Source organism: Phytohabitans sp. LZ39 (assembly GCF_059359075.1).
This window is the reverse complement of the sequence record NZ_JCADBM010000008.1, coordinates 39,413-55,387: the sequence shown is the minus strand read 5'-3', so window position 1 is coordinate 55,387 and position 15,975 is coordinate 39,413. Positions and strand designations below refer to the sequence as shown.

Genomic DNA, 15,975 nt, shown 5'->3' with positions numbered 1-15,975 from the left:
GGCCGGCTTCGCCGGCACGGGTGAGCGGCGGCCGAAGCCACCAGCCTCCTAGAGGCCGGCGCGGTCGAGGCGGACCTGGAAGAGCGTCTTGCGCTCGTGGTCGCGGCGCAACGCGACCAGCCGCGTGCGAAACTCCTCGCCGTCGCCACGGCTTTCGTAGGCGTCCTTCAGCTCGGTCAGCAGCTGGATCGCGCGGTCGTAGTGTCTCGACCGGCTGAGCTCGACGAGCCTGGTGACCTTCTGCCACGCGTCGAGCGCCCGGCCACCGGCGTGGCCCGGCGCGGTGACCGCGGCGATCTGGCCGAGCAGCCACTGTGGATCGGGCAGCACGACCGTTCGCTGGAAGCTGTGCGCCCCGTCCACCGGCTCGAGGGTCCACCGGCCGAGGTCGAGTGTCGATCCCCAGGGTGGCGGCCACCGGCCGTAGAACACGGGCGGGCAGTCCGGGACGACGTCGACGCGGAGCCGGCCGTAGCCGAGCAGGGCGCCGAGCGGAGAGCGGACGGCGGTCACGTCGGCGATCGCGGCGAGCGGCAGCTCGACATCCGGCTCGGAGTCGCGCGTGAGCACGATGCGCCGGTCGGTGACGACAAACCGGGTGGTGCGCCAGGCTTCGAACCGGAGTAGCCACAGCATCGCGCCGGCGAGCAGCCCGACAACGAGGAGGACCCCGGACACCGCCTCGGCGAGGAGGGCCGACACGGTGACGATCCCGCCCGCGACGACGCTGGACGCCGCTACGTGGACCGGATGTGGCCGCAGGTCGGCGACGATGCGTTCGACCGGCTGTGCCGCGCCGTCGTCCGGCGCGGTCCACCAGAGGTCGTCGCCCACCGTCCACCGAAACTCCGCCAGGTCCGTGCCGGCCGGCAGGCGGCGGCGCACGAAGCGGCGCGCGCGCTCCGGGTACGTCGCCCGCCGCAGGACGCCGGCGGCGAGCCGGATACGGGCCTTCAGCCCGTCCAGTCGGGTGGCGAGCGCGTCGGCCCGCCGCGCGGCCGCCTGGATCTCCCGGTACGCGTGCAGGCCGCCCGCCGCGCGCAGGCCCTCCAGGCGCGCGGGCAGGTCCGTCACGTGGAGGTGGTGCTGACCCCACTCGTGCCGGGTGATCGTCAGGCCGGCGGCGCGCGCCGTGCGGTCGGCTGCCGCGTGCAGCCGCTCCCACAGCGGGGCGATCCTCGCTTCGGCCCGCTCGCCGTACGGCGCGAGCTGCTCCGTCCATAGTGGATGCTTCGCCGCGAGGTGCTCCTGGAGGCGCAGGTGGCGGAACTGGTACACCGCGCCGCTCTGGCGCAGGACGCCGCGGCGGTGCGCGCCGGACAGGAACGCCATCGTCCGCCACGGGAGGCGGCGGGTGAGCGCGAGCCAGAACCGGGCGTCCGCGTACGACTGGCTGGCGCTGAACAGGCCGTTGACCGTCGCCGTGCCCACGGCGAGCCGGACCGGGAGCATCAGCAGGGTGCAGGCCAGGTACACCGCCGGCACCGGCAAGCCGCAGATCAGGTAGAGCCCGGCCGCGGTGGTGGCGTTGTCGAGCAGGCGCCTGACGACGAAGGCCGGGCGGTCGAGGCGGAGCACCTCGGTCGGACTCACAGCGCGGGTGACGTCGACGGGCTCGGTCACCGGCATCGACGCCATCGTCGCCGCGAGCAGGGCCAGCCAGGGCACCAGTGACCAGAAGGGCAGTTCGGTGCCGGCCTGTTCGCCTTCCACCACGACCACGCCGAACCCGGCGAGCGCGGTCAACATGGCGGCCAGGGCCAGCGCCTGCACGACGTACGCGCGCAGCAGGCGCAGCGGCCGCAGGCGCAGGGTGACCGGCCGGCGGTCCTTGGCGGCCGTGTCGAGGACGGCGTCGATGGCCGCCACGGTGGTGAGCACCGCCCAGGCGCCCAGCGCGAGCCACAGGACGGTGCGGGTGGGGTCGTCGTCGTGGAGGAAGCGCTCGACGGCGCCCTCGAGGAATTCCCCGACGTCGGTGCCGACGAGAACGTCCCACCACGGAAGCAGCCGCTCCCCGAGTGGACCGCCGAGAAGGAGGCCGGGAATGTCGGCTTCACCCTCGGGCGACCGGTCGTACCGGGCGAGCGACCACACCGCGATCGCCAGCACGGCGACCCGCAGGGCCATCTTGAGACCGACCGCTACCGGCAACCACGCGAGGAGCGCACGGTGCAGCCGCCACCACGCCAGCTCCGGCGTCCCGATCCGCCGCAGGTGGGCGGCCAGGAACGCGAGCCAGCGCTCGGCCCGGCGGCCGCCGGCGTCCCGGCCGTAGACCGCGGGCACGAACGCGTCGAGCAGGTACGTCTCGAGCGCGGCCCGATCCTGGTCGCTGCGGGTGAGCCGAGCCGGGGTGGTGGTCGGCTCCTCGTGCACGGTGCGGGCCAGCCAGAGCATGAGCGGGTTGGTCAGGGTGCCGGCGAGCGGACCGTCCGGCTCCCGGGTGAGCTGGTCGAACACCGGTTGCCAGCGCTCCGGCCGCACGGTCGCCTCCATCAGGTACTCGCGGACCTCGGGGAGGCGCAGCGGCCGCAGCTCGACGACCGCCGCCTGGGAGATCGCGCGGCCGGCGGCGACGGCGTCGTGGTACTCGTCCGGACGGCTGGTGAGCACCATCGGCTGGTCTGAGCCGTGCGCGTTGATCGCCGCGACCGCGCGCTCCCGTACTGGCTCCGGCAGCTCGTCGAACCCGTCGAGCAGGGGCAGGATCCCGCCACGTGCCAGCAGCGCGCCGGCGAGCGAGATCGTGCCGCCGGTCGCCGGGCGGATGTGGGCGCCGAGCCCCGGGTGGTTGCTGATCAGCTGGTCGGTGAGCCAGTCGTCGAAGGGCTCCTCCGCGTCCCAGGTCGCGATCGGCACGATCACCGCGACCGGCTCCGTGTCGCCCCGCGCCGCCAGCAGGTCGCGGGCCAGCCGGGTGAGAAGGACGCTCTTGCCCGCCCCGGCCGCCCCGAGGATCACCAGCCGGCGGGCGGGAAGCCGCGCGAACACCGGCTGGATGTCGGCGTACTCACCGGCCAGGTCGCCGCCGGCTGGCGTGCCGGACGCCATGCCGACGACCTCCCACCGCACGGGCAGCGGGCGCGGATCGTTGACCTTGCGGAGCCGCTCCTCCGCGGCCAGGTTGCCGCGCAGCACGGCCGCGAGATCCGCCATCGCCCGCGGCACGTCCACGTCGGACAGGGGCGCCCGCGACAACCACCGCGACGTCCGGCGGAAGGCCGGCATCGCCACGACGCCGAGGGCGAGGAAGAACGCCGCCACGCTGGCGGCCTTGTCCGCCCACTCCAGCCCGTTGCGCGACGCGACCTGGCTCGCCACGTAGAAACCCACAGCGAGCGGCGCGGCCACGGCGAGCACACCGAGCCACCGCAGGAGCACACCACGCACGCCGCCATGATGGTGCAGGCCAGCAAGCCGGACAATCCACCGATCCGGGAGTGTCAGGAGGGCCGCTCGCGCTCCAGTTTGGACAGCAGCGCGATGTTTTCCGCCTCGTCGGTGTCGGGCTCGGGCGTCTCGACGAACGCGCGAGCCACCTCGACGGCCACGTCCGGCGCGAGTCGCTTGAGGCTCATGGCGAGGACGTTGGCGTCGTTCCAGCGGCGGGCGCCGGTGGCGACCCAGGGCTCCCAGGCGAGCGCCGCGCGGACGCCGGGGACCTTGTTGGCGGCGATCGCGGTGCCGGTGCCGGTCCAGCACATCACCACGCCCAGGTCGGCCTCGCCACCCGTCACCGCGCGGCCCACCGCGGCGCCGATCTCCGGCCAGGGCCGGGCGGCGTCGACGCGGACCACCTCCCCGAGCCCGGACAGGTAGTCGACGACCGCCCGGGTGGTCTCGTTGTCGTCGTCGGCGCCGAACGCGATACGCACGCCGCCAGCATACGACCGGTCAGGCGGGGTAGCGGCGGACCCACTCGGTGCGCGGGCCGTAGTCGCCGTGCAGGTCGCGGGACTGGGCCTGCTCCATGGCGAAGTCGTCGGCGAGCTCCAGGATGGTGCCGCGGCCCTCGACGGCCGCCACCCAGTCGGGCGGCAGCGCCGTCTCGCCGTGCCAGGCACCGAGCAGGTTGCCGCAGATGGAGCCGGTCGAGTCGCTGTCGCCGGAGTGGTTGACCGACAGCAGCAGCGCCGCGCGCACCTCGGCCGGGTCCGGGTGGGACAGTGCACAGTAGACGCCGATGGCCAGCGCCTCCTCGGCCACCCAGGCGCCGCCCAGGCGCTCGATCTCCTCCGCGGAGCCGGGCCGGGCGGCGAGCGCGGCGCGCAGCGCGGCCACCGTCTCCTCGTGGCCCGGGCGGGCGGGGAGGAGGTCCAGCGCGACCGCGACGGCGTCCGCCAGCGAGGCGCCGTCGACGAGAGCGCGGACGATCGCTGCGAAAGCGCCCGCGGCCAGGTACCCGGTGGGGTGGCCGTGTGTCTGTGTGGCGCACTCGGCGGCCAGGTCGAAGACCTTCTCCGGGGTCAGCCACGGCTGCGGGTAGAGGCCGAACGGCGCGGAGCGCATCACGGTGCCGCAGCCCTTGGAGCCCGGGTTCTTCGGCTGGGCGAGCGTGCCCATGCCGGGTGAGCTGAGGCCGGAGAGGCAGGCGTTGCCGGGCGCGCGGCGGGCGTACAGCCAGGGCAGGGCGGCCAGCCAGCCGTCCGGCGACGGCGGCGGTGCCGGGAGGTGCTGGGTGTCGAGCCACCGCAGGTGGGCCCGGTGCACCATCGACGGCGGGTGGCTGACCCCTCGGTCGGATCGGACCGAGGCGCGGATCAGGCCCTCGGCGGTGAAGAGGGTCATCTGGGTGTCGTCGGTGACCGGCGCGACACCGGCCTCGTCCGTGACGATGTCGGTGAGGCCGTCCGGGCCGTACTCGGCGCGGACGCGGTCGAGCGACATGAACTCCACCGGCGCACCGAGCGCGTCGCCGACCGCGCCCCCGACCAGGCAGCCGCGCACCCGCGAGCGGTAGCGCTCCAGGCCGGCCCGATCCATCACCGCGGTGATCCTAGCAATCGGGCACCGGATCATGCCGGCCCGACCAGAATGAGCGACATGCGATGGTTGGTCGCTTGTGTCCTCGCCGCCTGCGGGCTGCTCGCGGTCAGTGGCGGGCAGGCCCGCGCGGACCTCGGCGACGAGACCGCCCTCGCCCAGCGGTACGCGCCGGTGGTGCGCCTGGTCGAGCAGGTGGAGGAGTGCGGCTACGGCGAGCCGTACCGGCCGATGGACGTCGACGTGCTCTTCGACCAGTCGACCGTCGCGCTGCGCGGGCCGTGGACCACCACCGACCTGGTGAAGATCGGGCCGAGCGCGGCGGACCTGTCGGCCGGGCGGTACGAGTACCACCTGGACTTCCCGGGCAACGCGCTGCACCCGGGGTGCGGCTACCAGCGGTGGGCGGACCGGGTCACCGGCGACGCGCCGCCCACGGTGTACGCGCACGTGGCGACCGACCCCGGCCACCCCGGCAAGCTGGCGCTCCAGTACTGGTTCTTCTACGCGTTCAACGACTTCAACAACACCCACGAGGGTGACTGGGAGATGATCCAGCTCGTCTTCGACGCGCCCGACGCGGCCGCCGCGCTCGGCGAGCGGCCGGTGGAGGTGGGGTACAGCCAGCACGAGGGTGCCGAGCGGGCCACCTGGGGCGACCGCAAGCTGGAGCTCGTCGACGGCACCCACCCGGTGGTGCACCCGGCCGCCGGCTCGCACGCCAACTTCTTCGAGGACGCGCTCTACCTCGGCAGCTCCGGCTCACAGGGTGTGGGCTGCGACGACGCGACGGCGCCCTCTGTGGAGCTGCGGCCGGCGGTGAAGGTGATCCCGAGCGACCCGGTGGCGGCGCGGGCGGCGTTCCCGTGGATCGGGTACGAGGGGCGCTGGGGTGAGCTACAGACGGCGTTCTACAACGGGCCGACCGGGCCGAACCTCAAGCGGCAGTGGACCGAGCCGATCACGTACGCGGAGGAGTGGCGCCACCGCAGCTACTCCGTGCCGGCCGGCGGGCTGCTCGGCACCGGGGCCACCGACTTCTTCTGCGCCGCGCTCCGCACCGGCTCCGACGCGCTGCGCCGCATGGTCGACGAGCCGGCGCGGGTGCTGATCGCGATCGGTGTCGTGCTCGCGCTCGGCCTGTTCATCGTGCGGCGTACCCAGTGGCGGCCGGCCGCGCCGCTGCGGGTGAGCCGGCGGCGGGCCTGGGGGCAGATCCTGGCCGCGTCCGCCCGCATGTACCTGCGGCGGTGGCTCCTCTTCGCCGGGATCGGCGTGGTGGCGCTGCCCATCGCCGTGTTCATCACGCTGATCCACTGGCTCGGGCTCGGCGCGCGGGACCTGCTCGGCGTCGAGCTGGAGGGGAGCGCCGCCGGGCTGCTGGAGCTGGTGGCGCTCGTGGCCGGCGCGACGCTCACGCTCGCCGCCCTCTCGCTCGTGCAGGCCGCCACCGTGCGTGCCCTCGCCGAGCTCGACGAGGGACGGCCGGTCACGCCGCTGGGCGCGTACGCGATGGCGGCACGGCGCCTGCCCCGCCAGCTCGCCGCGGCGGCGATCGCGGTGATCATGGTGTTGCTCCTCAGCGCCACGGTGCTGCTGCTGCCGGTCGCCGTCTACCTGGCCGGGCGGTGGGCGCTGGTGGCACAGGTCATCGAGCTGGAGGGCGCCACGGTGCCGGCCGCGCTGCGGCGCAGCGGCGAGCTGGTGCGCGGGCGCTGGTGGAAGGTGGCCTGGCTGGTCGTCGCCGGCGCCGCGATCGTGCTCGCCCTCGGCCCGCTGGTCGGCATGGCGCTCATCCTCGGCACGGACATCCCGTTCACGATGGTCGACATCGTCTCCGGCGTGGTCTACGCGCTGACGCTGCCGTTCGTGGCGCTCACGACCGCGTACGTCTACCACGACGCCGCGGTGAGCGAGGTGCTCGAGCCCCACCACGATTCCAGCGAGCTCCCGTCCGAACTTCCCGCCTGATCGCGGATACGATCGCGCTCGTGACTCGACTGGTGCGCACCGCCGCCGGCTGGGCCGTCTCACACGACGGCGCCCTGCGCGGGCTCGGCGCCACCCTCGCCGACCTGCTCGCCCTCCCGCTGGCCGAGGCCCGCGCCCGCTACGAGGCCGCCGCCGAGCCGATGGACGGCGCGCGCTCGCTGGCGCCGGTCGACGCGCAGGAGGTGTGGGCGGCCGGCGTCACCTACCAGCGCAGCCGCGAGGGGCGGCGGGAGGAGTCGGGGCACGCCGCCCTCTACGACCACGTGTACAGCTCGTCCCGCCCGGAGATCTTCTTCAAGGCGACCGCCGCGCGGGTGGTCGGCGACGGCGAGCCGGTCGGCATCCGCGCCGACTCCGGGTGGGACGTGCCCGAGGCCGAGGTCGGCCTGGTGGTCAACGCGGCCGGCGAGGTCTTCGGCTACACCGTCGGCAACGACGTGAGCAGCCGCTCGATCGAGGGCGAAAACCCGCTCTACCTGCCACAAGCCAAGGTGTACACGCGCTCGTGCGCGCTCGGCCCGGCGATCGTGCCGGTGTGGGAGGCGGGGCCCGGCCCGTTCCCGGTGTCGGTGCGGGTGGAGCGCGACGGCGCCGAGGCGTGGGCGGCGCAGACGTCGACCGCCCGGCTGGCCCGCACGCACGACGACCTGGTCTCCTGGCTGACACGCGCGCTGGACTTTCCCGCCGGCGTGGTGCTGCTCACCGGCACCGGCGTGGTCCCCGACCGGGACTTCACGCTGCGCGCGGGCGACGTGGTGACGATCGACGTCGGCGGGGTAGGAACTCTGCGCAATCCGGTGACGGTAGTCGGTACAGGGGGATGAAACGTGGACCACATCGAGAGCCGATCGCCGCAGTCGCCTGACGACCTCGTCGTCCGGGTGCCGGACGGTGGCGCCGCCGAGGTGTCCGGCGCCGTCGAGCGCACCCGCGCGGCCGGCGCCGGCTGGGCCCGCCGCCCGGCCACCGAGCGGGCCGCCGCGCTCGGCGCCTGCGCCGACGCGCTCGCCGCCGCGGCCAGCGAGGTGACCGCGCTGGTCGTCCGCGAGGTCGGCAAGCCGGTCGGCGAGGCCACCGGCGAGGTGGCCCGGGGCGTGGCGATCCTGCGGTACTTCGCGCAGGCCGCACTGCTGCCCGACGGCGACGTCTACCCGGCCGCCGACGGCGTCTCGCTGCTGCACACCCGCCGCCGCCCGCACGGTGTCGCCGGCCTGATCACGCCGTGGAACTTCCCGGTCGCGATTCCACTGTGGAAGGCGGCGCCGGCGCTCGCGTTCGGCAACGGGGTGGTGCTCAAGCCGGCCGAGCAGTCGCCGGCCGTGGCGCTGCGGCTGGCCGAGCTGTTCGCGGAGGCGCTGCCGGAAGGGGTGTTCACGGTGGTCACCGGCGGCGGCGCGGCCGGCGCGGCGCTGGTGGGGCTGGCCGACGCGGTGTCGTTCACCGGATCGGTCGGCGCCGGGTCGCACGTGCGGCGCGCGGCGGCCGAGCGGGGCATCCCGGTGCAGTGCGAGATGGGTGGCCAGAACGCCTCGGTCGTGCTCCCCGACGCCGACCTCGACGCCGCCGCCCGCGCGATCGCCGCCGCCGCGATGGGGTACGCCGGCCAGAAGTGCACCGCCACCAGCCGCGTCATCGTGGTCGGCGACGCGGACGGCTTCGCCGAGCGGCTCGTCGCGGCCGTCGAGGCGCTCGGCGTCGGCGACCCGGCCGAGCCCGGCACCGCGGTCGGCCCGGTCATCGAAGAGGAGGCCCGCGACGCGGTCACCGGCGCCGCCGACCGGGCGGCGAGCCACGGCGCGAAGGTGCTCACCGGCGGCCGGCCGCTCGACCGTGCCGGGTGGTTCGTCGGGCCCACCGTCGTCACCGCCGTGCCCGAGGGCGACGAGCTGCTGACCGAGGAGGTCTTCGGCCCGATCTGCGCGGTCGTCCCGGCCGCGTCGCCCGAGGCCGCGGTCGAGGCCGCCAACGCGGTGCGGCACGGCCTCGTCGCCGCGCTCTTCACCCGCGACCTCGGCCACGCGCTCACCCTCGCGCCCCGCTTCGACGTGGGCATGGCCAAGGTGAACGCGCCGACCGCCGGCGTCGACTTCCACGCGCCGTTCGGCGGGGCGAAGGAGTCCAGCTACGGGCCGCGCGAGCAGGGGCCGGCGGCACGCGACTTCTACACCCGCACCACCACCGTGACGCTCACCCCGTGAAGATCGCGGTCACCGGCGCGGCCGGCCGGGTCGGCGGCGCCGTCGTCGACCTCGCCCGCGCCGAGGGGCACGAGGTAGTGGCGATCGACCTGCCGGACGTCGACGTGACCTCGTACGGGCAGCTCCACGCGGCCCTCGTGGGGTGCGACGCGCTGGTGCACCTGGCCGCGCATCCCCAGCCCGAGGCGCGGCCCGAGCCCGAGGTGCACAACAACAACGTCACGGCCAGCTACACCGCACTGCGGGCCGCCGCCGACCTGGGCATCGACCGGGTCTGCCTCGCCTCTAGCGTCAACGCGATCGGCGGCGGCTACTCGCGCCGTCCCCGCTTCGACTACTTCCCGCTGGACGAGTCGCACCCGTCGTACACGGAGGACCCGTACAGCCTCTCCAAGTGGATCGCCGAGACGCAGGCCGACAGCATCGCCCGCCGGTTCTCCCACATGTCCATCGCCAGCCTGCGGCTGCACTGGGTACGCGACGAGCCGCCGACCGGCATCACCCCGGACGACGCGGATCGCGGCGGGTTCGCGGTCCGCGACCTCTGGGGCTACGTGCTGCGGCCCGCGGCGGCACGGGCCTGCCTGCTGGCGTTGTCGGCGGACTTTCGCGGGCACGAGGTCTTCTACATCGTGGCGCCACGGACCTATGTGGACACCCCGACGGCGCGCCTGTGTTCGACCTTCTACCCGGAGGTACCGCTGCGCCAGCCCTTGCGCGGCAACGCCGCCCTCTTCGACTGCGCCAAGGCCGAGCGCCTGCTGGGCTGGCACCACGACACCTGACCCCCGCACCTGTCCATAGTGGATCGACCGCGTCCGGACCGTATCCGAAGATTGGGCTACCGCGACGTTCGCCGTGGCCTATGCCGTTGCTCCCGCGGCCTCACCCTGGTTTCTTGGTTGCGGTTACCCCTTTGAGCCTCCGGACCATCAGGATTGGAATGGCACAGGCGAGTGGAGTGTGCGCAGACCCCCTCCTCTGACATCCTGACGCAGCGTCACCAGCCTCGGGGTCGGGTTTTGAGATTCTAGGGGACTTAGGGTTGAAATAGCGCCCTAGCTCTCCAAGATCTCGCATTGCGCGCTGTTCACACCGTCGCGGCGGTTACTCGCGGCATCGACGATGCCGACTGGGTGGCCGGGGCAAGACCGGGCCCGACCGCGTGTCGCCCACGCCGGAGCAGGCCGAGGAGCTCAGGCGGACGATCCCAGGCGCTGACCGGCCGGGATCCGGAGAGCGGGAGCGGATACACCGAGAATTCATCTTCGTGACTGGATTCGCCTTCCGCCGGACCGGGAAGGTGGGGCCATGCGTCCGATGAAGATGGTTGCCGCGGGGGTGGCGGCGCTGCTGATCGGCGGCTCAGCGGCGGTGGTGCCCAGCGCGCACGCCGGCGCGGCTGACGATGTCGCGATCACGCTGCCCCGACCGACCGGCCCTTACCCGACCGGCACGACGCTCGTCCACATGCGCGACGAGGGTCGGGTCGACCCGCTGGATCCGGCCGGTGGGGTGCGCGAGCTGATGGTCCAGCTCTGGTACCCCGCGCGGCCCGCGCCCGGTAAGCCGCTGGCGCCGTACGTCCCGCCGGGGGAGGCGGCCGCCCTCCAGCAGATGCACGCCGACGTGCCGGCCGGTGCGTTCACCGCCACCACCAACAGCCGCCTCGGGGCGCCGGCCCGGCCGGGCACGCACAAGGTGGTCTTCTTCCACCATGGACTGTGTGCCTCGCGTACCGATTCGACCGCCGTCAACGAGCAGCTCGCCAGCCTCGGGTACGTCGTCGTGGCGCTGGGCGGCACGCGCGAGTCGTGGGCCGTCGAGTTTCCCGGCGGGCGCGTGGTCGGCACCAGCGACCTGGCGTTCTGCCGCGCCGGCGGTGACCCGTTCTCCGAGGCGGGCCAGGCGATCCTCAACAGGCTGCTCGCCGTGCGGGTCGCCGACACCCGGTTCGTGCTCGACCGGCTGACCGCCGGGGCCGGCCTCCCGCCCGGCCTCGCGGGCGCGATGGACACGCGGCGGGTGGGCATGTTCGGGCACTCGTTCGGCGGTGGCACGGCCGCGGCGGTGCTCCACGCCGACCGGCGCTTCGTGGCCGGTGTCGACCTCGACGGCTTCATCATCGGGCCGGTGGCCGAGGCCGGGCTGCGCAAGCCGTTCCTGGTGCTCGGCAGCTCGTACCACGACACCGTGCTCGACCCGTCCTGGGCCACGTTCCTGCCCCGGCTGCGCGGCTGGCACCGGTGGCTGCGGCTGCTGGACGCCGGCCACTACCGCTTCGTCGACCTGGGCGGCAGCGCCGGCCGGTGGGGCCTGAAGGAGAAGATCCCACCGGAGGCCTGGCGGCTCAACTTCGGCGACATCGGCGACGCGCGCGGCCAGGAGATCCTGATCCGCGTGACGGTGGCGTTCTTCCAGAAGTTCCTCTGTGGACAGAGGGAGCCGGTCCTCGACCATCCGGAGCGCTTCTACCCGGAGATCGAGGACCGGACCGACCTCATCGACTCCTAGCCGTCCGGCGCAGGCCCGGGATCAGCACGGCGGCGGCCGCGAGGTGCATCGCCACCAGCGCGGCCGCGCCGCCGGCGGTCTCCGCGCCGCCGACCGGTCCGGCCAGCGAGAGCACCAGCACCGCCACCGCCGCCCAGGTCCAGGCGGTGGCGGCGCGCCGCATGGCGCGTTCCAGGATGGCCAGGAGCGCCCACGCGGCGAGGCCGACCACCAAGGTCACGACGACCACCGCCGGGAGCGTCACCGCCTGCCCGCCGGCGGTGAGATCGGCGCCGGCGCCGCGGCCAATCGCCCAGATCGTGCCGGTCGCGGCCGCCGCCCCCACGATCCAGACCGCACGGGTACGGGCGACGGGGCGGGACTTCGGGGCAAGAGTTGTCGTCATCGGGGCACCTTCCTGAGTCGATTGACGCCGACCACGATCCGCCGCGCGGGGCTCGTCCCGGATCGCCCGCCGGACCGGACCCGCCCTCGGTCGCGGGACGGAGACCGGACCCCCGCGCGGTCGGTCGCCAGTCCGATGGCGGCGCCCCGGCCGCCGCCTACCGTGAAGGTCATGAACGCCATCCGCTGCCGGCCCGCCCTCCTCGACGGGATGTTCGGGGCCGTGCTCGCCGCCGGCCTGATCACGCTCGTGCTGGGCGTGCCGGACGACCGGCCGGGTCCGGCGGGGCTCGCCGTGGCCGCCGCCTGCGCCGTGGCACAGGGCGCCTCGCTGTCGCTGACGCGCCGGCACATCTGGTGGGCGACCGCGGTGGCGCTGCTGGCCGGCGCCGGTTTCGAGGCGGTCACCTCGCACGTCGGCTGGCTGGGCCTGATCGCCGCGCCGCTCACCTACGTGTCCCGGCTCCGCCCGCCGCGCGAGTCGCTGTGGGTGCTCGGCCTGATCCTCGCGCTCACCCCGCTCGAACTCGCCACCGGCGGCTGGCAGAACTTCGTCATCGCGCTCTTCGGCACCCTGCTCGGCTGGAGCTGGGGCGAGCTAGCCCGGGTGCGGTCGGTGCGGCGGGCCGAGGAGCGGCGCCGCATCGTCGCCGACGAGCGGGCCCGGCTCGCCCGCGAGCTGCACGACGTGGTGGCGCACACCGTGTCGCTGATCGTCGTGCAGGCCGGTGCCGCCGCCGACGTGTTCGACGCGCGGCCCGAGAAGGCCCGCGCGGCGCTCGACACGATCCAGGAGCACGGGCGGGCGGCACTGGCCGAGCTGCGCGCGATGCTGGACACCATGCGCCCCGGCGACCCCGACCCGAGCGGGCCCCGGCCCGGCCTCGACGACGTCGACGCGCTCGCCGCCTCGCTCGGCTCCGCCGGCCTGGCGGTCGACATCACCCGGGCCGGCGTACCGCGGGAGGTGCCGGCCAACGTGAGCCTTTCCGCGTACCGGATCGTGCAGGAGTCGCTCACCAACACCCTGCGCCACGCGCGCGCCACCCGGGCCGGCGTCGACCTGCGCTGGACCGACGGCGCGCTGCTGGTGGAGGTGACCGACGACGGCAGCGCGGTGCCGGCGACCGGGGGCGGGGGAGCCGGGCTGATCGGCATGCGCGAGCGGGCGCGGCTGCTCGGTGGCACCCTCGAAGCCGGCCCGCTGCCCGCCGGTGGGTTCCGGGTCGCCGCCCGGCTGCCGCTGCGGGCCCACTTCCGTGCGGAGGTCTCGTGAGCGACGTGCGGGTGCTGCTCGCGGACGACCAGGAGCTGGTCCGGGCCGGGTTCGCGATGATCCTGGAGGCCCGCGACGACATCGCGGTCGTCGGCGAGGCGGCCGACGGGCAGGAGGCCGTCGAGCTGGCCGCCACCACCGATCCCGACGTGGTGCTGATGGACGTGCGGATGCCCCGCCTCGACGGCATCGAGGCGACCCGCCGGATCGTCGACTCCGGCAGCCGGGCGCGGGTGGTCATGCTGACCACGTTCGACCTGGACGAGCCGGTCTTCGCGGCGTTGCGGGCCGGGGCGAGCGGCTTCCTGCTCAAGGACATCCGGCCGGCCGAGCTGGCCGACGCCGTGCGCGTGGTGGCCCGCGGCGAAGCCCTGCTCGCGCCGACGGTCACCCGGCGGCTGCTCGACCGGTTCGCCACCGGCCTGCCCGCCGAGCCGTCCCAGTCCGCCCGGCTGGACGTGCTCACCGCGCGCGAGGCGGAGGTGCTGACGCTGGTGGCCCGCGCGCTGACCAATGCGGAGATCGGCGAGCGCCTCTTCCTCACCCAGGCGACCGTGAAGACCCACGTCTCGGCGATCCTCATGAAGCTCGGCCTGCGCGACCGCGTCCAGGCGGCCGTGTTCGCGTACGAAACCGGACTCGTCCGGCCCGGATCCGCAACGTAGCGGCGTCAACCTTTCGGCACCCGGTGCGCTCCTACTCTGTAGGACCATATGGACGGGGGCACATGCCTAGGGACGACGAGGGGTTCCGGGAGTTCGTCGACACGCGGTACGTCGAGCTGCTCCGGATCGCCTACCACCTCACCGGGTCGGCGCACGAGGCCGAAGACCTGGTCCAGTCGGCGCTGGTCAAGGTGCTGGGCCGGTGGGGGCGGATCGACGACCCGGTCGCGTACCTGCGGCGTGTGATGGTCAACCACCTGAGCAGCGTGTGGCGCCGCCACCGGATGCGGGAGGTGCTGACCGCGATCCTCCCGGACCGGCCGGCGCCGGACGCCGCGTACGGGATCGCGGAGCGGCAGGCCGTGTACGCCGCGATGCGCGCGCTGCCGGCCCGCACCCGGGCGGTGATCGTGCTGCGGTACCTGGCGGATCTTCCGGAGGCCGAGGTGGCGGCCGCGCTCGGCTGTTCGGTCGGGACGGTGAAGAGCCGGGCGTCGCGGGGCCTGGCGCGGCTGCGGGAGGCGCTCGAGGCGGATGCGCCGGTCATCGAGATCGAGAGGGCGCTGTGATGGTTGTGGAGGAGCGGATCAGCCGGATCCTGGCCGAGATGGCGGAGGACCTGCGGCCGCTGCCGGACCCGTACCAGCGGGCCCGGGCCGGCCTCCGGCGGCGGCGCCGGCGCCAGCTGATGGGGCTCGGGCTCGCCGCGGTGACGCTGCTCTCGGCGACCGGCGCGGTGGTGGCCGGCGGCTCGGCCCGGCGGGTGGACGAGACCGCCGTGCGGGAGCCGGACCCGGGCTGGCCACAGGTGGTGGAGTGGGCCCGCCGGCTGGCGGACTCGCCGCGGCGGGGCGCGGTGGCGGCCGACCGGGGCTACGTCGCCGCCGTCGAAGGCAAGCTGCTGGAGGACCACCGCCGCGGGTCGATCGGCCCGGCCGGCACCGCGCTCTCCAACGTCCGGGTGCTCTTCGCGGACGACGTCGGCGACCACCGGGTCGCGCTCGTCGCGCTGGTCCGCGCCGACCCGGCGCCCAACGAGTGGCCGGCCGCCGCCACCTGGCTCGTCGCGCCGAAGGGCACCGGCGCGGCCGAGCTCGCCTCGTCGGTGCGCGGCGTCAGCGACGCGCTGGAGCCGTACATGACACTGCGCGAGCAGGGCTATTACGTCGGGATCGCGCCGGCCGGATGCGAGTTCGCCAGCGCCGCCTGGCCGCTCGTGAAGGACTGGAAGGACGAACCCACCGGCTCCTACCTGGTGCGCACCGGCGCCACGCTCCGCCCGGAGTGGTGGCGGGTCACCTGCGGCGGCCTGGTCAAGGAGATGACACCCGGCCCGGGCGGCCTCCACGGCCAGTCGCTCATGGACGCCAACATGGCGGAGCTGGCGGCCAGCGCGCGGCGCGGGCCCGTCCCGGCTGCCTGGCGCGAGGCGATCTTCAACTTCGCGTCCGGCGTCGGCTACGAGGTGACCGCGCTCCCGAGGGCGATCTGGGCCGGACGGATCACCGGCACCGTGCCCGGACTGGACGGCTCCTACGACGGGCAGGCGAAGGTGGTGGCCGCCCCGGCGGTGGGCGGCGGCTGGATCGGCGAGGTCCAGATCACGTACGACCACGTCAACCCGGTGACCAACAGCGTCGGGACCGCGATCCGGTTCACCGTCAGCGGGTTCGACCCCACGGATCCGGACACCACGGTCGCCGTCCCGCTCGGCGACCGGGACAAGGCACGGAGCATCCTGGTGATCGCGCCGAGGGGGGCCTCCCACATCGTGGCCTACCGGAGCGAAGGGCCGTTGGCCACGGCCCCGGTCGTGGACGGTGCCGCGGTGTTGCCCGTGCCGGCCAGCGCGGACGTCGGGGTCAGGGCGTTGACGCCGTCCGGCGAGAACCTCGCGTTCGTCCCGCCGGGCGACTGGATGCGCCCATCGCTGGCGGTCTCGAGCTGGGGGCTCTGATCC

13 protein-coding genes are annotated in these 15,975 nt (G+C 74.5%); 9 read left to right on the top strand and 4 right to left on the bottom strand.

Features of this window, described 5'->3' with window-relative positions:
- Window positions 1-48 precede the first annotated feature (48 nt).
- The 3 genes from AC5L36_RS17305 to AC5L36_RS17295 are packed head-to-tail and all read right to left on the bottom strand — an operon-like array spanning window position 49 to window position 4,986.
- The gene (locus AC5L36_RS17305) at window positions 49-3,393 is read right to left on the bottom strand and encodes an NACHT domain-containing protein (protein ID WP_441217188.1); all 3,345 of its coding nucleotides are present in this window, start codon (window positions 3,391-3,393) and stop codon (window positions 49-51) included.
- Window positions 3,394-3,446: 53 nt separating this feature from the next.
- A complete protein-coding gene (locus AC5L36_RS17300; RefSeq protein ID WP_441217187.1) occupies window positions 3,447-3,878 on the bottom strand; it encodes an RpiB/LacA/LacB family sugar-phosphate isomerase in 432 nt (143 codons plus the stop codon).
- Window positions 3,879-3,897: 19 nt separating this feature from the next.
- Window positions 3,898-4,986 (bottom strand): ADP-ribosylglycohydrolase family protein, encoded by a 1,089-nt coding sequence (locus AC5L36_RS17295; protein ID WP_441217717.1) that lies wholly within the window; start codon window positions 4,984-4,986, stop codon window positions 3,898-3,900.
- A 60-nt stretch (window positions 4,987-5,046) separates the two neighbouring features.
- On the opposite strand from AC5L36_RS17295, the gene AC5L36_RS17290 reads away from it, so the two are divergent.
- The 5 genes from AC5L36_RS17290 to AC5L36_RS17270 all read left to right on the top strand — a co-directional run bounded on the left by AC5L36_RS17290 (window position 5,047) and on the right by AC5L36_RS17270 (window position 11,690).
- Complete coding sequence (locus tag AC5L36_RS17290) at window positions 5,047-6,957, top strand: hypothetical protein (protein ID WP_441217186.1); 1,911 nt, start codon at window positions 5,047-5,049, stop codon at window positions 6,955-6,957.
- 20 nt (window positions 6,958-6,977) lie between these two features.
- Window positions 6,978-7,802, top strand: a complete 825-nt coding sequence (locus tag AC5L36_RS17285) for a fumarylacetoacetate hydrolase family protein (RefSeq protein WP_441217185.1) — start codon at window positions 6,978-6,980, stop codon at window positions 7,800-7,802.
- Between the two features lie 3 nt (window positions 7,803-7,805).
- Window positions 7,806-9,176, top strand: coding sequence for an aldehyde dehydrogenase family protein (locus AC5L36_RS17280; RefSeq protein WP_441217184.1), 1,371 nt, complete (start codon window positions 7,806-7,808; stop codon window positions 9,174-9,176).
- A complete protein-coding gene (locus AC5L36_RS17275) occupies window positions 9,173-9,961 on the top strand; it encodes an NAD-dependent epimerase/dehydratase family protein (protein WP_441217183.1) in 789 nt (262 codons plus the stop codon). The genes AC5L36_RS17280 and AC5L36_RS17275 overlap by 4 nt, the downstream gene beginning before the upstream one ends.
- A gap of 526 nt (window positions 9,962-10,487) precedes the next feature.
- Window positions 10,488-11,690: an alpha/beta hydrolase family protein gene (locus tag AC5L36_RS17270; RefSeq protein WP_441217182.1), complete on the top strand. Its 1,203-nt coding sequence runs from the start codon at window positions 10,488-10,490 to the stop codon at window positions 11,688-11,690.
- Here the strand turns inward: AC5L36_RS17270 and AC5L36_RS17265 are convergent.
- Window positions 11,677-12,075 (bottom strand): DUF6069 family protein, encoded by a 399-nt coding sequence (locus AC5L36_RS17265; protein WP_441217181.1) that lies wholly within the window; start codon window positions 12,073-12,075, stop codon window positions 11,677-11,679. The two genes, AC5L36_RS17270 and AC5L36_RS17265, sit on opposite strands and share 14 nt — an antisense overlap.
- A 171-nt stretch (window positions 12,076-12,246) precedes the next feature.
- Between AC5L36_RS17265 and AC5L36_RS17260 the strand changes: the two genes are divergently transcribed.
- The 4 genes from AC5L36_RS17260 to AC5L36_RS17245 all read left to right on the top strand — a co-directional run bounded on the left by AC5L36_RS17260 (window position 12,247) and on the right by AC5L36_RS17245 (window position 15,972).
- The gene (locus AC5L36_RS17260; protein ID WP_441217180.1) at window positions 12,247-13,350 is read left to right on the top strand and encodes a sensor histidine kinase; all 1,104 of its coding nucleotides are present in this window, start codon (window positions 12,247-12,249) and stop codon (window positions 13,348-13,350) included.
- On the top strand, window positions 13,347-14,015 hold the full coding sequence (locus tag AC5L36_RS17255) for a response regulator (protein WP_441217179.1): 669 nt from the start codon (window positions 13,347-13,349) through the stop codon (window positions 14,013-14,015). Before AC5L36_RS17260 ends, AC5L36_RS17255 begins: the two co-directional genes overlap by 4 nt.
- A gap of 62 nt (window positions 14,016-14,077) precedes the next feature.
- On the top strand, window positions 14,078-14,584 hold the full coding sequence (locus tag AC5L36_RS17250; RefSeq protein WP_441217178.1) for a SigE family RNA polymerase sigma factor: 507 nt from the start codon (window positions 14,078-14,080) through the stop codon (window positions 14,582-14,584).
- A complete protein-coding gene (locus tag AC5L36_RS17245; protein ID WP_441217177.1) occupies window positions 14,581-15,972 on the top strand; it encodes a hypothetical protein in 1,392 nt (463 codons plus the stop codon). Before AC5L36_RS17250 ends, AC5L36_RS17245 begins: the two co-directional genes overlap by 4 nt.
- Window positions 15,973-15,975 lie beyond the last annotated feature (3 nt).

What these genes read in the sequence shown, in the direction of transcription:
- AC5L36_RS17295 (WP_441217717.1), bottom strand. Translation starts at nt 4,986, where the DNA reads ATGGATCGGGCCGGCCTGGAGCGCTACCGCTCGCGGGTGCGCGGCTGC.
- AC5L36_RS17290 (WP_441217186.1), top strand. Translation starts at nt 5,047, where the DNA reads ATGCGATGGTTGGTCGCTTGTGTCCTCGCCGCCTGCGGGCTGCTCGCG.
- AC5L36_RS17270 (WP_441217182.1), top strand. Translation starts at nt 10,488, where the DNA reads ATGCGTCCGATGAAGATGGTTGCCGCGGGGGTGGCGGCGCTGCTGATC.
- AC5L36_RS17265 (WP_441217181.1), bottom strand. Translation starts at nt 12,075, where the DNA reads ATGACGACAACTCTTGCCCCGAAGTCCCGCCCCGTCGCCCGTACCCGT.
- AC5L36_RS17260 (WP_441217180.1), top strand. Translation starts at nt 12,247, where the DNA reads ATGAACGCCATCCGCTGCCGGCCCGCCCTCCTCGACGGGATGTTCGGG.
- AC5L36_RS17250 (WP_441217178.1), top strand. Translation starts at nt 14,078, where the DNA reads ATGCCTAGGGACGACGAGGGGTTCCGGGAGTTCGTCGACACGCGGTAC.